The sequence below is a fragment of the Desulfobotulus alkaliphilus genome (genome assembly GCF_007830435.1).
Taxonomy (GTDB): Bacteria; Desulfobacterota; Desulfobacteria; order Desulfobacterales; family ASO4-4; genus Desulfobotulus; species Desulfobotulus alkaliphilus.
The window spans coordinates 16899-33731 of the sequence record NZ_VLLC01000019.1; the positions used below are offsets into that span (position 1 = coordinate 16899).

Genomic DNA, 16833 nt, shown 5'->3' on the forward strand with positions numbered 1-16833 from the left:
ACCCTCTGCCTTTAAACATGATTACGGGGAATCCCTTCTGTTTCCTCAGCATCCTGCCGCCGGGTTTTGGGAATACGCAGGGTAAATACCGCACCCTCTCCGGGTGCAGAAACTACACGGATGTCGCCACCATGCTGATGAATGATGCGGCTTGTGATAAACAGGCCTAGCCCTGTACCGCTGCGGCCCTTGGATGAAAAAAAGATGGTAAACATCCGTCTGCGGGTCTCCTCATCCATACCAATGCCCGTATCCCGGATCTCAATGAAGATTTCACTACCATCCCCGGATTCCTTCCCGTGCATTTCAATGCGGTGGTTTTCCTTTGTTGTATCTGCCATGCAGGCATCCAGGGCATTTTCAAGGAGATTGATCAGGGCGGTCCTGAAAATTCCCGCATCCACATCAAAAAAATCAAGGCCGGAGTCAAAATAGGAAACAAAGGATATCCCCTGAATCCGTATCCTTGGAGCCATGGTCTGAAACACATCTTCCAGAAAACTCATGGCATCCATACGCTCCCAGTCCATGGGTCTCTCCTTGGCATAGAGAAGGATATCCAGTACGAGACTTCGCAAACGGCCGGTAATGTGTTTGACCGCTTCAAAACCCTCTTCCATGTCTTCGATACGATTCTTCCTGAATCCAGAGCTCATGAGATAAAGCCCACCGTCCATGCCCGTGAGAAGCCCTTTAATGCTGTGGGAAAGAGTCGTAATCATCAGCCCCAGATGGGAAAGGTGTTCCCTTTCCCTGTAAAAATTGGTGATATCCGTACTTACCATCATAATTTCCTGAAAGTTTCCGCTTTCATCATACACAGGGGCAGTCCATACAAGGAGCCTCATCTCTTCTCCCTTTCGGTTGATCATAAGCATCTCCGACTGGTGGGGGATTCCGTCCTGTATGGTTTTTTTCAATGGACAACTGGGGCAGGGCGCCGAACGAACCTGAGGGTCATCCCTGTATACCATATAACAGGGAAGCCCTGCCTTCACACCGAAATCCTTTTGAAAACGACGATTGACCGCCCGGACGCTGCACTCCTTGCCCTGAATGGTGATATAACAAGGGGCATTGTGAAAAAAACGCTCCATCCGTAAAAGCTCCTGAGCATTTTTTACCCGTTGCAGATACCGCCGGAGCAAAGCATGGATTTCCCAGGGCTTGAGGGGAAGAAACAGAAGATCCACAGCCCCTAAGTCCATGCACCCCAGCATGGCTTCTTCCTGTTCCGGTTCCCCGAGGATAACAAGATTGCAGTGACCGGAAAGGCTGCGCACACGGCCCTGCAGAGCTTGGGCCAATACAGGGTCAGAGGGCATCTGCCAGATCACAAGATCCGCATCCCAGGTAAAGGGTTCGGCACTTCCCGGAGGATAGACATGCAGCGCCACCTCCTTTCCTTCCAGAAAAGAAGACAGAAGTGGTATGTGCTGTTTATCTTTGGGTATCCACATGATACTCAGAGCCATAAGCGCTATTCCATAATATTTCTTTATATTGATTCAAGGACTTTTTCAGATGCCCTGCCAGATGGTTTCACGCTTACATTATGCAAAAAATCAGCCAGACCAAAAGGGCATCCGCTTTATTTTCTTAAAAAATCCCTGTACAAATATTTAAAATAAAGAAAAAATGCAATCTGTCGAAGATGAAGAATACGGAAACCAGAAAACCGCTGTCCTTTTCGGGTCGGCCAGACAGACTGAAACCCAAAAAAACAAGGGAGGAAAAAATGAAAATTGCAGGGACAATACTGGGAATCTGCCTTTTTTTATTCCCCGACCTCCTCTTTGCCCAGAATATTCCAAGACATCCCAACCCGGACTGGACACCGCCGGGCAACAGACATAATTATCCCGGCTATGAAATGCGGGAGCAAAAAAAACAGAATCACCCCACCTGGCAGAGAAACACAAACCGCCCCGGTGGCAACACACGGGGCGGCGGCACAACAGATTATTATGATTACAGGTCCATCTCCCAGCAGACGGGTCGCATGGAAAACCGGAAAAGTGAAAAAATTATTCCCTGATGGAAAGAAGGCTGCCCATCATTTCATCACTCACCCGGACCTGTCTGGCATTGGCCTCATAGCCTCTGCTGTCTTTGATGGAATGGGCGGTTTCTCTGGCAAGATCGGTCTGGGAAGGAAGCAGGGGAGGCTCTGCCCTGCCAGCCACACCCTGCTGCAGAGCGGGCGGCTCTGCGGGAAAGGCCTTTTTGGGAGTCACATGGACCTCAGGCCCGGCACCCTTCGGCCCTTCCACAAGGACGGCATCCTGTGGACGAAAACCGTCGGTATTCACATTGGCAACATTGTGGGCCGTTGCAGAAAAACGGGTTCCAATGGCTCTCATGGCAGCGGCTCCGGCTCCTATGGATGGCAGCATGGCAATCCTCCTTTGATAAAATACTGAATCTTTCACTCTTTATTTATGATACGCATCCCAAAGCATCGGGTCAATATCCCGGAACAATTTCACAAAAAGGAGTTTTTCCTTGAAAACAGCCGGAATCATCCTTGGTATTCTGCTCATCCTTGCAGCCATTCCCTTTGGAATGGTTCAGTTTTTTCCAGAAAAAAGCCTTGATTTCGCCCTGGATGCGGAACGCAGAAAATCCGGCCTGATCCGGAAAGAAATCCATTTTGGAAGGGACCTGCACTACGTTTATCTGGAAGGCGGGCAGGGAGCCCCCCTGATGCTGCTCCATGGTTTCGGGGCTGACAAGGATAACTTTACAAGAATTGCCCGTTTTTTAACCCCGCACTACCGGGTCATCATACCGGACCATACGGGCTTTGGAGAATCCGCCAGACCGGAGGGAGCCTCCTACACCCCGGAAGAACAGGCAGAAAGGCTTCACAGGCTGGCAGAAGGCCTTGGGATCACCAGCATGCATATGGGCGGCAGTTCCATGGGCGGACAGATTGCCATGGTTTATGCTTCCATGTATCCGGATCAGGTGGAAAGCCTCTGGCTTTTAAATCCCGGAGGTCTCTGGGACGGTCCCACCGCAGACGCATGGAAAACCATGACGGCGGACACGGACAGCCAAAACCCCCTGATCATTGAAAAGGAAGAAGATATTTTCAGCCTCCCCTCCCTTGTCATGGAAAAAGCACCCTACACGCCTAAGGCTTTTTTGCGGGTCATTGCCAGAGAACGCATGAAAAATGCAAGGCTGGAAAAAAAGATTTTTAAAGATATTCTCAGCAGCAATGTCAGGGAAAAGATAGAAGAACTTAATACACCGGCCCTCATCGTGTGGGGCAGAGAAGACAGAGTCCTTCATCCGGGGAATGCAGAAATACTCCATGGTCTTTTACCCCTATCCAGCCTGATTCTCATGGAGGGCATCGGGCATCTCCCCATGCTGGAGGCACCGGAGCAGAGTGCTGAGGACTACCTGAACTTCCGGAAGAATCTATAATGCAACCTGTAAGTAACTTGACAAGTACTCTATGACATGATGCCGTAGCTCGGTGCGCATTGCTGCTCAACACATTTTTCCCATGGGATTGTCATCCCATTATACAATTGCACAGGCACAAAGCCTATTTGTTCGTGACGCAATCCGGCACTCAAGCTGAAAAGCTCAAGCCCTTTACGGGAGCAAAAGTGCTTCAAGGATCTTGAGTGCCGGATTCGGGAGCTTCTTGTCCTGTGCGGAAGCGGCAAAAACTCCCCGCCACAGGCAGGATAAGCTTTTTGATTACCATGGCAGGCTTAAGCACGCTGCCTTTGTGGCGGCTCAGACAGTTTGCCGCTTTTATAGCACTCCGGCACTCAAGCTCGCAAAAGCCCATTGTTTTCATCGCAGGCTTTGGGTTTTTGGCTTGAGTGCCGGAATCCGAAACGATTGCAATGTCACTCACAAACAGCCTCTGTGCCTTATGCAAGGGCCACCCACAAGCAAGCACGCACCGAAGCACTGGTACTAAAATTCCATTGCTGAAATCCCAAAAGACAACCGACCCTACCTGTGCCGCACCGCCACACGGCCAGGATCCGTGGCCCTTGAAAAAACATCGGCATCCAGCCCGAGAACTTTTCCTGCCTGAAGATAATGATATCCGGCTGCGGCAATCATGGCGGCATTGTCTCCACAGAGAAAGGGAGAGGGCATATGGAGGCGGATCCCCCGCATATCCGCCTCCTGAGCAGCCTTTTTCTTCAAGCCCCGGTTGGCAGCCACCCCGCCGACAATGGCCAGATCCCTGCACCCCATCTTTTCTACGGCAAGAAAAGCCTTGGATACCAGCACATCCACCACAGCATCCTGAAAAGCTGCGGCAATGTCCGCCCTGGACGTTTTGCCTCCGTCTTCGGACAGAAAACGTGCCACTGCGGATTTCAGCCCACTGAAGCTGAAATCTAAACCATCCTTATCCAGAAAAGCCCTTGGAAAAAAAACACGTCCCCCCTCACCCTCTGCAGCCATGGCATCAATCACCGGGCCGCCGGGATAACCCAGCCCCATGATTTTAGCAATCTTATCATAGGCTTCCCCTGCGGCATCATCCCTTGTCTGCCCCAGAAGCTCAAGGGTCAGGGCATCGGGAACATGATAAAGCCCCGTATGTCCCCCTGACACCACAAGGGCCACAAAGGGATAAACCGGGGGAGTTTTTTCCGGCTCAAGGAAAACGGAATGGATATGACCCAACAGGTGATGCACCCCCACACAGGGAATGTTCAGACCAAAGGCACAGGCCCTTGCAAATCCGAAGCCCACCAGAAGGGCTCCCACCAGTCCCGGCCCCTGAGTGACGGCCACGGCATCCAGATCCCCAGCCTCCATTCCGCAGGCGGCAAGGGCCGCCTCCACCATGGGGCATATGGCTTCCACATGATGGCGGGATGCCAGCTCCGGCACCACCCCTCCGTAACGGTGGTGAATTTCCACCTGAGATGCCACCTCCGAAGACAGAATTTTCACCCCGTCTTCCACAACGGCTGCGGCGGTTTCATCACAGGAAGACTCTATACCCAGAATACGCATGTTTTCCCCTCATATACTGACATACCATTCAGACTAAAAACAAAAAAGACCGGACAAGCCCCTTAAAGGGGCTGATCCGGCCATATCAGATACAAAACAGATACTTAATCCATCCACATCACCTGGGGTTCATCCCCGGTGCGTTCCACCACATCACCAATGATAAAGGCCTGTTCTCCAAGAATACGCAGGCGATCCATAACATCCGCCGTTGCCTTTTCCGGCACAATGGCCACCATACCAATGCCCATATTAAAGGTCCGGTGCATTTCATGTAGCTCTACATTGCCTGCTTCCTGAAGGAAGGTGAAAACCGGAGGAATATCCCAGCTTCCTTTACGGATACACACCTTGCAGGCCTGGGGGAGCACCCGCACTATATTTTCCGTAATGCCTCCACCCGTAATATGGGAAAGTCCATGAACCGGCTGATCTTTTATAAGGGAAAGAACTGAATCCACATATATTCTGGTGGGAGTTAAAAGAATATCCCCTATGGCAGCGTTTAAACTTTCAACAAAACTGTCCACCTTAAGTCCCAGAGTATCAAAACAAATTTTACGCACCAGAGAAAAACCATTGGAATGCAGTCCGCTGGAAGCAATGCCCACCAGCTGATGTCCGCCCCGTATGGAAGATCCGTCAATGATTTTTTCATTGTCCACAATACCAACGGAAAAACCTGCCAGATCATACTCCCCTTCTGCATAGAGGCCCGGCATTTCAGCAGTTTCTCCACCTATAAGGGCGCACTGGGCCTGACGACAGCCTTCGGCCACCCCCTGAATCACCGCAGATGCCACATCATTCTCAAGTTTTCCAATGGAAAAATAATCAAGAAAAAACAAAGGCTTTGCACCCTGAACCAGAATATCATTCACACACATGGCCACAAGGTCAATACCAATGGTGTCATGTCTGCCCGTCATAAAGGCAATTTTCAGTTTGGTTCCCACACCATCGGTGGAGCTTACCAGCACAGGACGCTCGATATTGCTGAGATTCAGGGAAAAAAGGCCACAAAAACCGCCGATCTCTCCCATGACACCGGAACGGGGGGTATTATTGGCTATTTTTTTTATGGTCTGCACAAGACTGTTGGCCTTGTCAATATCCACACCTGCATCCGCATAGGTCAAGGGCTTGCTCATCGGGGTCCTCATCGTAACACGAAAGATCATTTAAGTATAAAAAACGGACAATCAATATAAAAACCTTTAAAAATTACCCCTGCAACCCTTGAAAGTCAAAACAATTTTTGACTTTCATACCTAAGCTATTGTAGTTAGGTGCTTAAGTATGTCCGGGTTTTCTGATCTACTTTTCCGGTACTGCATAACGCCCGGAAAGTCCAGTGTACAGAAAATCTTCAATGAATACCGGATTCCCTCTTACCCCACTGGAGTTTGAATGAAACGGATGCAAATCGGCCTGATCGGATGCGGCACTGTTGGCGAAGGTGTTGCTCGTATCCTTCTGGATCAGCAGGAAATTCTCAAAGATCGCCTTGGCATGGAAATGGTCCTCAAAAAAGTTGCGGACACAGATACCCAAAGAACCCGCTCCGTCACCTTTGCCGAAGGTGTATTTACCACCGATGCATCTGAAATTCTGGAAGATCCTGAAATTGATGTGGTGGTGGAAATGGTTGGGGGTACGGGTTTTGCCAAAGACGCCATACTAAAGGCCATGGAACAGGGAAAACATGTGGTCACGGCCAACAAAAAGCTTTTAGCCTTGGAAGGAAACTCCCTTTTTGCCAAAGCTTTTCAAAAAAACGTGACCATTGCCTATGAAGCCAGTGTGGGCGGATGCATGCCCATCATCAAGACCTTAAGGGAAAACCTTGTGGCCAACCGTATCTTTGCCATGACCGGTATTCTCAACGGCACCTGTAATTATATTCTGACTGAAATAACCCGCCTTGGCCTTTCCTTTGAAGAGGCCCTGGAGCAGGCAAAAATCAAGGGTTTTGCCGAAGCCGACCCCACCCTTGACATTGAAGGCTGTGATGCGGCCCATAAACTGGCCATCATTTCAGCCATTGCCTACGGCATGGAGATTGATTTTGAAGGTGTTTACGTTGAAGGTATCTCCCGCATTGAACCTCTGGATATTCTTTATGCCGATCAGTTCGGCTACCGTATCAAACTTCTGGCCATTTCCAAAAACCACGGAGACAGCATTGAGGCAAGGGTACACCCTGCCATGATTCCCGTAGACTGCCTTCTTTCCCAGGTGGGTGGCTCTGTCAATGCCCTGAGCATCTTTGGTGACTGCACCGGTGAAATGATGCTTTACGGCCATGGCGCAGGCATGATGCCCACGGCCAGTGCCGTGGTGGCGGACCTTGCCGACATTGCAAGGGACATGAAAAGGGAAGATGGTGGCAGGCTCCCCGCACTGGGTTATCCTTCAAAAAATATCAGAAAGATACCCGTCCTTCCCATCTCCGAAATTCAGACCCATTATTATTTCAGAATTTCCGCCGCAGACCAGCCGGGTGTTCTTTCCAGGGTCTCCGGCATTCTGGCCAAATACAGCATCAGCATCATGAGTGTTCATCAGAAAGAAAGGCATGCTTCCGATGCCGTTCCTCTGGTCTTCATGACCCACCGGGCCAAGGAAGCAGATGTGAGAAAAGCCTTAGGTGAGATCCGTGAACTGCCGGAAATCGGCTGCGATCCTGTGCTTATACGCATAGAAGACCCCCAGGCCAACGGCTGTGCCCATACCTGAAGTGGCTGCCATCCTGAAGCCTTATTTTATAACACTTCCATGCCTCTTAAACACAGGCCATGGAAAACCGCAGCCGAATCTTAAATAAAAGGCTGCTGAACCTGAAAAGAAAAAAGGACCACCATGCATATCATCTGCTCTGATCTGGAAGGCGTATTCATCCCGGAAATATGGATCAACGTTGCCGAGCGCACGGGCATTGAAGAACTGCGCCTCACCACCCGTGATATTTCAGACTATGATGAGCTTATGACCCACAGGCTCAAGGTGCTGGATACCCACGGACTCAAGCTTCAGGACATACAGGAAGTCATTGCCACCATGGAACCTTTACCCGACGCTGCGGATTTCGTGCAATGGCTCAGGGAAAAGAGCCAGCTCATTGTGGTCTCCGATACCTTTTTACAGTTTGCTGCCCCCCTCATGGCCAAACTCAACCAGCCCACCCTGTTCTGCCATGAGCTGGAAGTTGCCGCAGACGGGCAGATAACAGCCTATAAACTGCGCCAGAAAGATGCCAAAAGCAAAACCGTCCGGGCACTTAAAAGTCTGGATTATACGGTTCTGGCCTTTGGTGACTCCTATAATGATACGGGCATGCTCAAGGAAGCGGATTTCGGATTTTTCTTCCAGCCGCCGGACAATGTGGTGGCAGATTTTCCTCAGTTTCCCGTAACAAGAGATTATGAAACCCTGAAAAACCATATCAGAAAATCTCTGGGAATTGCCTGAACCCAGAAGGAATATCAAAAAAAGTATTGACTTCATAAAACGAAATAGGTATTCTGTTTTTCGTTGCTGCGGGGTGGAGCAGTCTGGTAGCTCGTCGGGCTCATAACCCGAAGGTCATCGGTTCAAATCCGGTCCCCGCTACCATAAAAATAAAGGCTCACGGTTTAAAACCGTGGGTTTTTTTTATTTGTTTCATAAATCTTTTCCAGTTTCAGAAAATCTCCATATCCACCCATTCAGGCCCTGAAAAATCCAGAAACCAGGGACCGCAACCGGTTTTTTCCCCCATCAACACCCTGCAGGCGAGGCTCACCTGAAGCCCTGCCGTTGCAGCCACTCCAAAAACAGGATTCCCCACGGCCCTGCTTTCATGAATTTCGGCTCTTCCATATATAAAGGAAAGCAGACCCGCTCCCGGCCTGCAGACCGCCACCTGTCCGGCCCAGCCGGATATGGCTCCGTGGATCAGTGTAATCCCCCTTGCAGCGCAGGCTTTTTCAAGGAAAAGGCGATCAGGGATATTATCCAGAGCATCCAGCACCAAATCCACTCCATCAAGAAATTCATCCGCTGTTCCATCACAGAAAACATCCTGTACAGTTATAATATATAGTGCCGGATTCACTTCTGCAGCCCTCCGGGCCGCCACCTCTACCTTGGGTCGCCCAAGATCCGACTCCCGGAGAAGCATCTGTCGGTTCAGATTGGAAGGTGCAAATACATCCGGGTCCATTACCTTAAGAACACCCGCACCAAGGCGCAGCCATTGTTCAAGCAATGCCGATCCCAGAGCACCGCATCCCACAATGGCAAGGGTGGAATGCAAAAGTTTTTTCTGGGCATTCGCATCCCAGGGATTGCGGATATACCGTTCCGGCATCAGCCCCATCTCCAGAACAAATTTTTCAGCTTCTCTACGGGAAAGGCCGAATCTCTTTTCCATCTGAATCTGCTTTTCAAAGGATAAAAACCCCTTGTCCGACTCCCGGAGAATCCACTGTTCAGGATTCATCATCCACCACCCACCACTGGAAAAAGTGAAAGCACATCCCCTGCCAGCAGTGGCAGATCCGGATCCGCATGGCGACCATTGACAAAAATAATGCCCACCTCTTCCATGGGAATCTTCAAAAGACCCGCAATACTCCGGGGAGTCATCCCCGCCTCCCAGGCCATGGCGCTTTCCCGGAAACGCTCTTTACGGAAACCTGCAAAAAGCCGGACACCTATTTCCATGGAATTCCTCCATAAAAAAAGACCTGCCAAAATAAAGACAGGCCCTTTTCGTTTATTTTAAAAAATCAGAATTCCCAGAATGCATCCACTTCAGCATCACTGAAATCCCAGATAGTATTATGGGGCGGCAGGGTTTCTTCACTGAAAAACTCGGGAAGCCTGTCAGCGGCCTCGGTAAATCCGGCCTTGCGATTGAATTCCCTTTCGGTTTTAAGAATGGAAGTACCAAGGGCTGACACATCATCCCCCGTCAGAGAAAGTCCGAAACGGGCATTGAGCATATCCACAATGGCATTGAAAGATTCCGGAATATCAAGAACGGGGAAAGCCACAAACAGACAAAGTCCTGTGGAATCAATGGCTGCCGTGGCAATCTGCAGGTTGCGGGACAACTCCACCTGCCCCTCTTTTTTGAGGGGGTCCACCATGCCACCCACATTCAGAATGTTAGAAGTAACGGTGTAACCGGCCGTATGATCGGCACCCATTGTGGAAGTGGCATAGGTAATACCCATTCCCTTGACGGATCTGGGATCATAGGCAGGAATCGACTGCCCCTTAACCGTGGGAACCCTTCGCATTCCATAGGCCTTACCAAGACATTCGGCACCTGCACCCACAAGACGGCCGAGGGGGCTGCCCTTTGTCACCTCTTCTTTGAGAATACGCAGCATGCCTGAGGCATCCCCAAAGGACAGAATGCCTGCTTCCATGGCAACTCCCATTGTAACGCCAAACTCGATGGTATCCATACCTATATCATCGAGCATATGATCCGCTTCGGCAAGGGCATCCAGATCATCAATACCGCAGTTGGCTCCCATGGCCCAGACGCTCTCATATTCAAAACCGCTGGCCTTTACCTTGCCGTTTTTATCGGGATACACCTGAGAGCACTGGATCACGCAACCGGGATGACAGGAGTGGCGCACCCTGCCCTCCCCACCCCTTTCCTCAATGCGGGCATGCATGGTTTCCCCGGAGATCCCTTCATGTCCATCAAAACTGCCCGTACGGAAATTCCGGGTTGGGAGACCGCCGGCTTCATGGAGGACATTGAGAAGAACATTTGTACCATAGGTGGGAAGCCCCTCACCACTGACAGGGTGTTCCGTCAGAGCCTTGGCAAATACCTTTGAAGCCTCCTTGAAAGCATTTTCATCGGCATAGCTGATACCCGGCGCATCAGAAGGATCTATACTTAAATATTTAATACCCTTGGAACCCATCACAGCACCAAGGCCACCACGGCCCAGACTCCGCACACGGCCCTGGGGGTCTTTCACGGAAATATTGGCAGAAGGCATGGCCATTTCACCGGCAGGACCGATGGAAATCACACCGGCCTTGCCGCCTTCTTCCCCGGAAAGCTTTTCCACCACACTGAAGTTTCCGGCACCCGCCATATCCGTTTCCACAATACGGGCACTGTCATGGGTAACATGGATACCAAAGAGTTTTTTTTCTTCCGGCATTCCTTCAATAATAATGGCTTTAATACCCATAAGGGCAAGCATGCGCGCAGAAGTGCCACCTGCATTGCTCTCTTTGATGGTTCCGGTTAAAGGGCTTTTTGCTCCTGCGGAAAGACGACCTGAGTTGGCCGCCCTGGTTCCGGATAGAAGACCGGGGGCAAAGACAAGCTTGTTGTTTTTACCTAAAGGATGGCAGGTCGGAGGCACTTCAGCAGCTACAATGGCAGAGGTAAGCCCCCTGCCCCCAAGGCCTGCCCACGCTTCGGGGACGGGTTCAAAAACAGTGGATCCGGAAGTCATGTCAATGCGCAGGATACGATCAGACATGGCGATCCTCCTTTCATAAAGAAAGACCGGCCTTAGGTAGGAGAACTCCTTTCCAGCAGGGTGGCACAGCCGTTTCCAGCTGCACCCCGTCCCGAATCCATGAGGCGGGCCGACACCTTTTAGGTCTCCGGGCTCGGAGCGGATTCGCATCCCTGATCCAAAATCATTGCTGCAAATCCAAGTTCCTGTTAATCTGCCAAAATTTGATGAAACTTACAAGCCTACTACCTTGCACCAAAAATAATTCTACCTTGATGCACCACTGAAGGCAGCCACTCCGGTACCTTGCAATCTTTTCTGATCAAAGCTTTGCCCACGACTCTCCATGTAATCCCACGCCCTTTGAAAAAGCAAAATACTTTTTTTAAGGATTTTGAATTCTGTACAGAATTTGTAGGCTGTAACAACAAAAACGAATAAAAAAATCTTTATTTGCCCTGCATCCTTTTTATGTGATAGATACATTTCTATATCATGTGACTGCATTACTCTTCCAGAAAGAACAGGATCAATGGACCCTAAAGCAGGATAAGCCATGACGGACAAGCCTGAAAAAACTCTTCTACCCGGCACAGGTATTGAAGTCGTTTTTAATCTCAATTCCCTGTCCCCTATGATTCGGTCAGCCATGCTTCTGGATGTCTCTTTTTCAAAACAGGAGCTGATCATATCCCAAACCATACCAACGATTTCAAGAACAACTTCATTTAAAGAGATGCATGTCACAACCCTGATGCGGGAAAAAAGCGGTGGCAAGAAACGGTATGGCTTCAAATGCCGGATCAAAGACTTTCAAAAAAACTATCTCCTTTCCGATGGCAGTGAGCCGGAAGTTCTTCTTCTCCACCATGAAAAAGATATACAGGAAATCAATATACGATCCGGTTACCGGATCTCACCGGGTAAAAATTTTCCTGTATTTGCAAAACTGGTCTACAATGGAAAAGAGTATATTTGCGGAAAAGATTTTTCCATCAGGGATCTTTCCGTTACGGGAGTGGGCCTTGTAGCCCCCAAAAACAAAAATTCGGACAATACAGCACTTTTAAATCTTAAAAACGGCACCCCCATTGCTCTGGGAATGGTCCTCAGCTATCCCAAAGGAGACAGAATCGCCAGAGAAAAGGTAGTTTGTGCAGGTAAGGTTGCCAGAGCCAATCCCCATTATAATAAAAATGCCGGTGTCCTTGGTCTGCATTTTATAAAAATGGTATCTGAAGGAGAAGAATCTCTGATGCGCTTTATACATGAAGCCCAGCTGGAGGAAATCCGGCAGCTCAGCAGATATTAATTCATCAGCAGATCGAAGCTGCAAAAAAACATTCAAACTTTTAAACAGAATTAACCCCAGGATTTTTACCCATGACGGACAGCCCCGAAAAACTATTTTCTCCGGGAAGGGGAATTGATGTAGTTTTCAACCTGAACTCCCTTTCACCTCTGGTCCGGGCGTCCATTATTTATGATGCCACCCACAAAAAAAATGAACTCATCATCGCCCAGACCACACCACGTATCCTGCCCAATACCTCCTTTGATGAGATGCATGTGACCATCCTCGTGATGGGGGAAAAAAGAGAAAAAAAACGGCTTGGTCTCAAATGCAAAATTTCAGGAATTCGCAGAGACTACGCCCTTTCCAAAGACACGAAGGAAGAGGCTGTTTTTATAGAGTATATGGGTAAGATAAGCGAAGTCAATATCCGATCTGCCTTTCGCATGTCTCCGGGGAAAAATTACTCCATTTTTGCAAAAATGATTTTAAAAGATAGAGAATACACCTTTGGAAAAGATTTTTCCATTCTCGATCTTTCCATTACAGGTATAGGCATTGTGGTACCCAAAAAAAACGCTGACCGGGCCAATCCACTGCTGAAGACTGAAACAGGTACAACGTTTACTTTGGGGATGGCCCTCAAACATTCCGAAGACGAAAAAGTGATAATTGAAAAAGTTGCATGTATCGCTTCAATTGCCCGTATCAATAACCATTTCAACGAAAATGCAGCCCTTGTCGGCCTTCAGTTTCTGAAAATGAAACCAGAAAGTGAAGAGATCTTAAGCCGCTTCATTCACCATGCCCAGCTGGACCAGATCCGTCAGCTCAATCGTTATCAAAACTGATAATTCTACGGTAAACTCTTGAAAAGAGACCATTAATCTCCATAAGCCACCAGAATCAGTGCCGTATTATCCTGATAAGGTTCTTCCTTATCCGCCACTGCATCCAACAGAGCAAGGATGGCAGATTCAGAATCGCGCCTTTTCTCCTTTAAGATTGCTGCGATCTCTCCCTGAGGCCCGTCACTTAAGGTCTGTATGCCATCACTGGCCAGCAGAAGCCGGTCCCCGGACTCAAGTATGCCAGTGCCAAAATCCACCTCTTCGATATTGCCCCCCATCAGGGCGCTGGTGATGTCATTGCGTGCCGGATCGGTTTTAAGCTCTTCCGGATGCATACGTCCATCCTCAACCATTTTTTTCAATTCTTCAATATAGGCATGGTTGGCATTGATCCTTTTAAGACCATCTGAAGAAAGCTGATATAAAGGACTGTCACCCACACTGACAAAATGAAAAATACGACTCGGTCCATGGAGCAGAACACCGATCAGGGTGGTTCCCATTCCCATCAGATCATAGTCCTCTTCCCTCTTTTCACGCAGGGCCGCATTGGCAGCAGACATCGCCTGCTCCAGAAGCTTTTCAGGATTATCCATATCCTTATTTTTTTCAAAAAAAGCCATAAATTCCTTACAAATGGTACTGCTGGCAATACGCCCTCCCCTCTCTCCGCCCATACCATCGGCCAGCACATAAACATAAAAATCATTGTCCAGCTGCATACGGCCAACACTGTCCTGCTGTTCAGGCCGCTTTCCAATACTTTTTCCCTCTGAAGATTTAATCATGGAAATTGTGTCTCCTTTCGTACAAATGTCTTAAAAACAGAGATTGACACACCTCAAGGTGCAAGTGTATCTAAAAGCTATCAATATCTACAACAACTAAAATCGGTGTACATCCATGTCTTCTTTTCAATCTCCTTCTCTTTTTAAAGAGCTGATCACAGATCTGTCTTCATCAAGGGCTTTTTCCGGCTTAAGCATAGGTCTTGTTATAGGACTCATGGGCCTGATTATTCAGGTTTCATTTGCAGCCATGATCTTTGCAGGCCCGTTGCAGATACACGCCCAAAGGGCCATGGGACTGACCCTTACGGGTTCCGTAATTCTGCTTGGTATTACAGCCCTCTTTGGAGGATTCAGATCCAGCATCACCTTACCCCAGGATGCGCCAACGGCCATTTACACAGGTGCCGCCGCAGGCATGGCCGCCTCAATGATAACGGCGGACCCGGATGCGGTTTTCATAACCATTGTGGCCGGACTCATGATCTCCAGTCTGGCAACTGGCCTTGTCTTTATTCTGGCCGCAAAGCTGCGCTTTGCAGAGCTACTCCGCTTTATGCCCTACCCGGTTGTTGCAGGTTTTCTGGCGGGCACGGGGTGGCTTCTCACCCAGGGCAGCCTGGAGGTCATGACCGGTATTTCCATGACAAAGGATTCACTGTCTTTTCTTATTGCAAAAGAAAATCTTATACTCTGGATACCGGGAACATTATATGCATTTTTGCTCTTTTTCTGCATGAGACGCTGGTCCCATTTTATGATTATGCCGGGCTCCATGCTGGTGGTACTTTTTCTATATCATGCATTTTTACCTATATCAGGTATCAATATGGATATAGCCAGAGAACAGGGACTTTTTTTTGCAGACTTTTCCACCTCAAGCCTCTGGCCAGCCTTCAGTTTCACAGACATCTACAGGGTTGACTGGTCTGCCATTGCAGGACAAATTCCCACCCTTGCCATTATTCCTTTCATTGCCATGATCGGTCTTCTGCTCAACGCCAACGGGATTGAACTGGCTTCCCGGCAGGATATGGATATCAACCGGGAACTGGTGGTCAATGGCAGTGGTAATATGCTGGCAGCCTTTGCCGGTGCTCCTGCGGGTTATAACGCAATCAGTCTTTCCATGCTGGGCTTTAAAACCGGAGCATATACCCGACTTGTGGGCCTTACAGCGGCCCTTCTGCTGACATGCGCCATCTTTTTCGGAGGACAGGTTCTTTCGGTCTTTCCCAAAGGCCTTTTAGGCGGATTCCTTATGCTGCTGGGAATTTCCTTTCTTTCGGACTTCATCGTGGATATCCGCAGCCGCATGCCCTTTGCAGACTATACCGTGGTTCTTTCCGTCTTTGTCACTATTGGAATCTTCGGGTATCTGGAAGGTGTACTTTTCGGTCTGCTGGCAACCCTTGTACTTTTTGTGATCCGCTTCAGCCGTATCCCTACTCTGACAAAATCCGAAAACCTTGAAAAAACACACAGTACAAAACAAAGATCCTTACCCCACAAACGTATGCTGATCCAAAACGGCCAAAGGGTCCAGATCTTTCATCTTGCAGGCTACCTTTTTTTCGGCTCCGTCAGTACGCTGGCCACAGCCATAATGAAAAAAACAGAAAATAAGAACACCCGCTTTGTTATCATCGGTTTTGAAGGTGTAACAGGTTTTGACATTTCTGCCATCAATAATTTTTTACGGCTTTTCCAGAAACTTTCCGGGGTCGGAATTACAGTACTTTTTTCCGGAGTATCACCCCGTTTTCAAGAACTGATCCTTAAGGGAACAGACAGTGAAACGGAAAAACAAATTTCATTTTTTGACAATAAAAATAAGGCACTGGAATGGAGTGAAGACAAAATTCTCGAAGAAATTGAAATGAATTCCCGTCAAAACACCTTCCAGGGTGACAGAATAAAGGAATCTCTTTTTGATGCTGTTTCCGACGATCTGCTGACCCGCCTTGTCCGTCAGGAAAAGGTGGAAGAGCTGATGCAAAAAATGAATCCTTTTCTGGAAGAGAAGAAATATGAAGCCCGGTCAGTCATTTTCAGATCCGGGCACCCTGTGGAATCCATGGTTTTTGTGAAAAAAGGACTAATAAGGGAGTATGAGGTCACTGCTGAAGGAAAGCACAATGCACTGCGGGCACTGGAACCAGGCACTTTTTTTGCCGAGTTCGCAGCCTATGGTCCATGGGTCAGTCCATTGTCCTATGTGGCAGAAACCGATACCCATCTGTCCTTTTTAACATCCACTGCCCTCCGCAGACTGGAATCCAGCGATCCACAGACGGCCCTTCATGTGCACCACACCATCATTGAAGAAATTTCACGTCAGGCTCAGGGAATAAAGGGAACACCCTGATGGGGAAAGGCGCAGGACCTGCCCCTGCGCAATG

Annotated in this window: 17 protein-coding genes, 1 tRNA gene and 1 riboswitch; of the genes, 8 read left to right on the top strand and 10 right to left on the bottom strand. The window is 48.9% G+C overall.

Annotated elements, in window-relative coordinates; genetic code table 11:
• Positions 1 to 11: 11 nt before the first annotated feature.
• Complete coding sequence (locus LZ24_RS11635; protein WP_144685477.1) at positions 12 to 1475, bottom strand: two-component system sensor histidine kinase NtrB; 1464 nt, start codon at positions 1473 to 1475, stop codon at positions 12 to 14.
• A gap of 263 nt (positions 1476 to 1738) precedes the next feature.
• Between LZ24_RS11635 and LZ24_RS11640 the strand changes: the two genes are divergently transcribed.
• Positions 1739 to 2038 carry a hypothetical protein gene (locus tag LZ24_RS11640; RefSeq protein WP_144685478.1) on the top strand — a complete coding sequence of 100 codons (300 nt, stop codon included), beginning with the start codon at positions 1739 to 1741 and terminating at the stop codon, positions 2036 to 2038.
• Here LZ24_RS11640 and LZ24_RS11645 read toward each other — a convergent pair.
• The gene (locus tag LZ24_RS11645) at positions 2028 to 2396 is read right to left on the bottom strand and encodes a flagellar basal body rod C-terminal domain-containing protein (protein WP_144685479.1); all 369 of its coding nucleotides are present in this window, start codon (positions 2394 to 2396) and stop codon (positions 2028 to 2030) included. The genes LZ24_RS11640 and LZ24_RS11645 overlap by 11 nt on opposite strands.
• Positions 2397 to 2505: 109 nt before the next feature.
• Between LZ24_RS11645 and LZ24_RS11650 the strand changes: the two genes are divergently transcribed.
• Complete coding sequence (locus LZ24_RS11650; protein ID WP_246118589.1) at positions 2506 to 3438, top strand: alpha/beta fold hydrolase; 933 nt, start codon at positions 2506 to 2508, stop codon at positions 3436 to 3438.
• Between the two features lie 193 nt (positions 3439 to 3631).
• Here LZ24_RS11650 and LZ24_RS11655 read toward each other — a convergent pair whose 3' ends face one another.
• The 3 genes from LZ24_RS11655 to purM form a co-directional block, all read right to left on the bottom strand.
• Complete coding sequence (locus LZ24_RS11655) at positions 3632 to 3883, bottom strand: hypothetical protein (protein WP_144685480.1); 252 nt, start codon at positions 3881 to 3883, stop codon at positions 3632 to 3634.
• Positions 3884 to 3984: 101 nt separating this feature from the next.
• Positions 3985 to 5010, bottom strand: coding sequence for a tRNA (adenosine(37)-N6)-threonylcarbamoyltransferase complex transferase subunit TsaD (gene tsaD / locus LZ24_RS11660; RefSeq protein WP_144685481.1), 1026 nt, complete (start codon positions 5008 to 5010; stop codon positions 3985 to 3987).
• A gap of 104 nt (positions 5011 to 5114) precedes the next feature.
• On the bottom strand, positions 5115 to 6161 hold the full coding sequence (gene purM / locus LZ24_RS11665; RefSeq protein ID WP_144685482.1) for a phosphoribosylformylglycinamidine cyclo-ligase: 1047 nt from the start codon (positions 6159 to 6161) through the stop codon (positions 5115 to 5117).
• 259 nt (positions 6162 to 6420) lie between these two features.
• Between purM and LZ24_RS11670 the strand changes: the two genes are divergently transcribed.
• The 3 genes from LZ24_RS11670 (at position 6421) to LZ24_RS11680 (ending at position 8625) form a co-directional block, all read left to right on the top strand.
• Positions 6421 to 7749, top strand: a complete 1329-nt coding sequence (locus LZ24_RS11670) for a homoserine dehydrogenase (protein ID WP_144685483.1) — start codon at positions 6421 to 6423, stop codon at positions 7747 to 7749.
• Between the two features lie 123 nt (positions 7750 to 7872).
• On the top strand, positions 7873 to 8481 hold the full coding sequence (gene thrH / locus LZ24_RS11675) for a bifunctional phosphoserine phosphatase/homoserine phosphotransferase ThrH (protein WP_144685484.1): 609 nt from the start codon (positions 7873 to 7875) through the stop codon (positions 8479 to 8481).
• 67 nt (positions 8482 to 8548) lie between these two features.
• Positions 8549 to 8625, top strand: a tRNA-Met gene (locus LZ24_RS11680).
• 67 nt (positions 8626 to 8692) lie between these two features.
• On the opposite strand, the gene LZ24_RS11685 is transcribed toward LZ24_RS11680, so the two are convergent.
• The 4 genes from LZ24_RS11685 to LZ24_RS11700 all read right to left on the bottom strand — a co-directional run bounded on the left by LZ24_RS11685 (position 8693) and on the right by LZ24_RS11700 (position 12056).
• Positions 8693 to 9496 (bottom strand): HesA/MoeB/ThiF family protein, encoded by an 804-nt coding sequence (locus LZ24_RS11685; protein ID WP_144685485.1) that lies wholly within the window; start codon positions 9494 to 9496, stop codon positions 8693 to 8695.
• Positions 9493 to 9717, bottom strand: a complete 225-nt coding sequence (locus tag LZ24_RS11690; RefSeq protein ID WP_144685486.1) for a MoaD/ThiS family protein — start codon at positions 9715 to 9717, stop codon at positions 9493 to 9495. Before LZ24_RS11690 ends, LZ24_RS11685 begins: the two co-directional genes overlap by 4 nt.
• Before the next feature lie 65 nt (positions 9718 to 9782).
• Positions 9783 to 11519, bottom strand: coding sequence for an aldehyde ferredoxin oxidoreductase family protein (locus LZ24_RS11695; RefSeq protein ID WP_144685487.1), 1737 nt, complete (start codon positions 11517 to 11519; stop codon positions 9783 to 9785).
• Between the two features lie 29 nt (positions 11520 to 11548).
• Positions 11549 to 11670, bottom strand: a riboswitch (molybdenum cofactor riboswitch).
• Positions 11671 to 11765: 95 nt separating this feature from the next.
• Positions 11766 to 12056 carry a hypothetical protein gene (locus LZ24_RS11700; protein ID WP_144685488.1) on the bottom strand — a complete coding sequence of 97 codons (291 nt, stop codon included), beginning with the start codon at positions 12054 to 12056 and terminating at the stop codon, positions 11766 to 11768.
• Here LZ24_RS11700 and LZ24_RS11705 point away from each other — a divergent pair.
• Positions 12055 to 12810, top strand: a complete 756-nt coding sequence (locus LZ24_RS11705; RefSeq protein WP_144685489.1) for a PilZ domain-containing protein — start codon at positions 12055 to 12057, stop codon at positions 12808 to 12810. The genes LZ24_RS11700 and LZ24_RS11705 overlap by 2 nt on opposite strands.
• A gap of 71 nt (positions 12811 to 12881) precedes the next feature.
• The gene (locus LZ24_RS11710; RefSeq protein ID WP_144685490.1) at positions 12882 to 13643 is read left to right on the top strand and encodes a PilZ domain-containing protein; all 762 of its coding nucleotides are present in this window, start codon (positions 12882 to 12884) and stop codon (positions 13641 to 13643) included.
• A gap of 32 nt (positions 13644 to 13675) precedes the next feature.
• Here LZ24_RS11710 and LZ24_RS11715 read toward each other — a convergent pair whose 3' ends face one another.
• A complete protein-coding gene (locus LZ24_RS11715; protein WP_144685491.1) occupies positions 13676 to 14431 on the bottom strand; it encodes a PP2C family protein-serine/threonine phosphatase in 756 nt (251 codons plus the stop codon).
• Positions 14432 to 14546: 115 nt separating this feature from the next.
• On the opposite strand from LZ24_RS11715, the gene LZ24_RS11720 reads away from it, so the two are divergent.
• A complete protein-coding gene (locus tag LZ24_RS11720) occupies positions 14547 to 16799 on the top strand; it encodes a SulP family inorganic anion transporter (protein ID WP_144685492.1) in 2253 nt (750 codons plus the stop codon).
• The last annotated feature ends 34 nt before the right edge of the window (positions 16800 to 16833 follow it).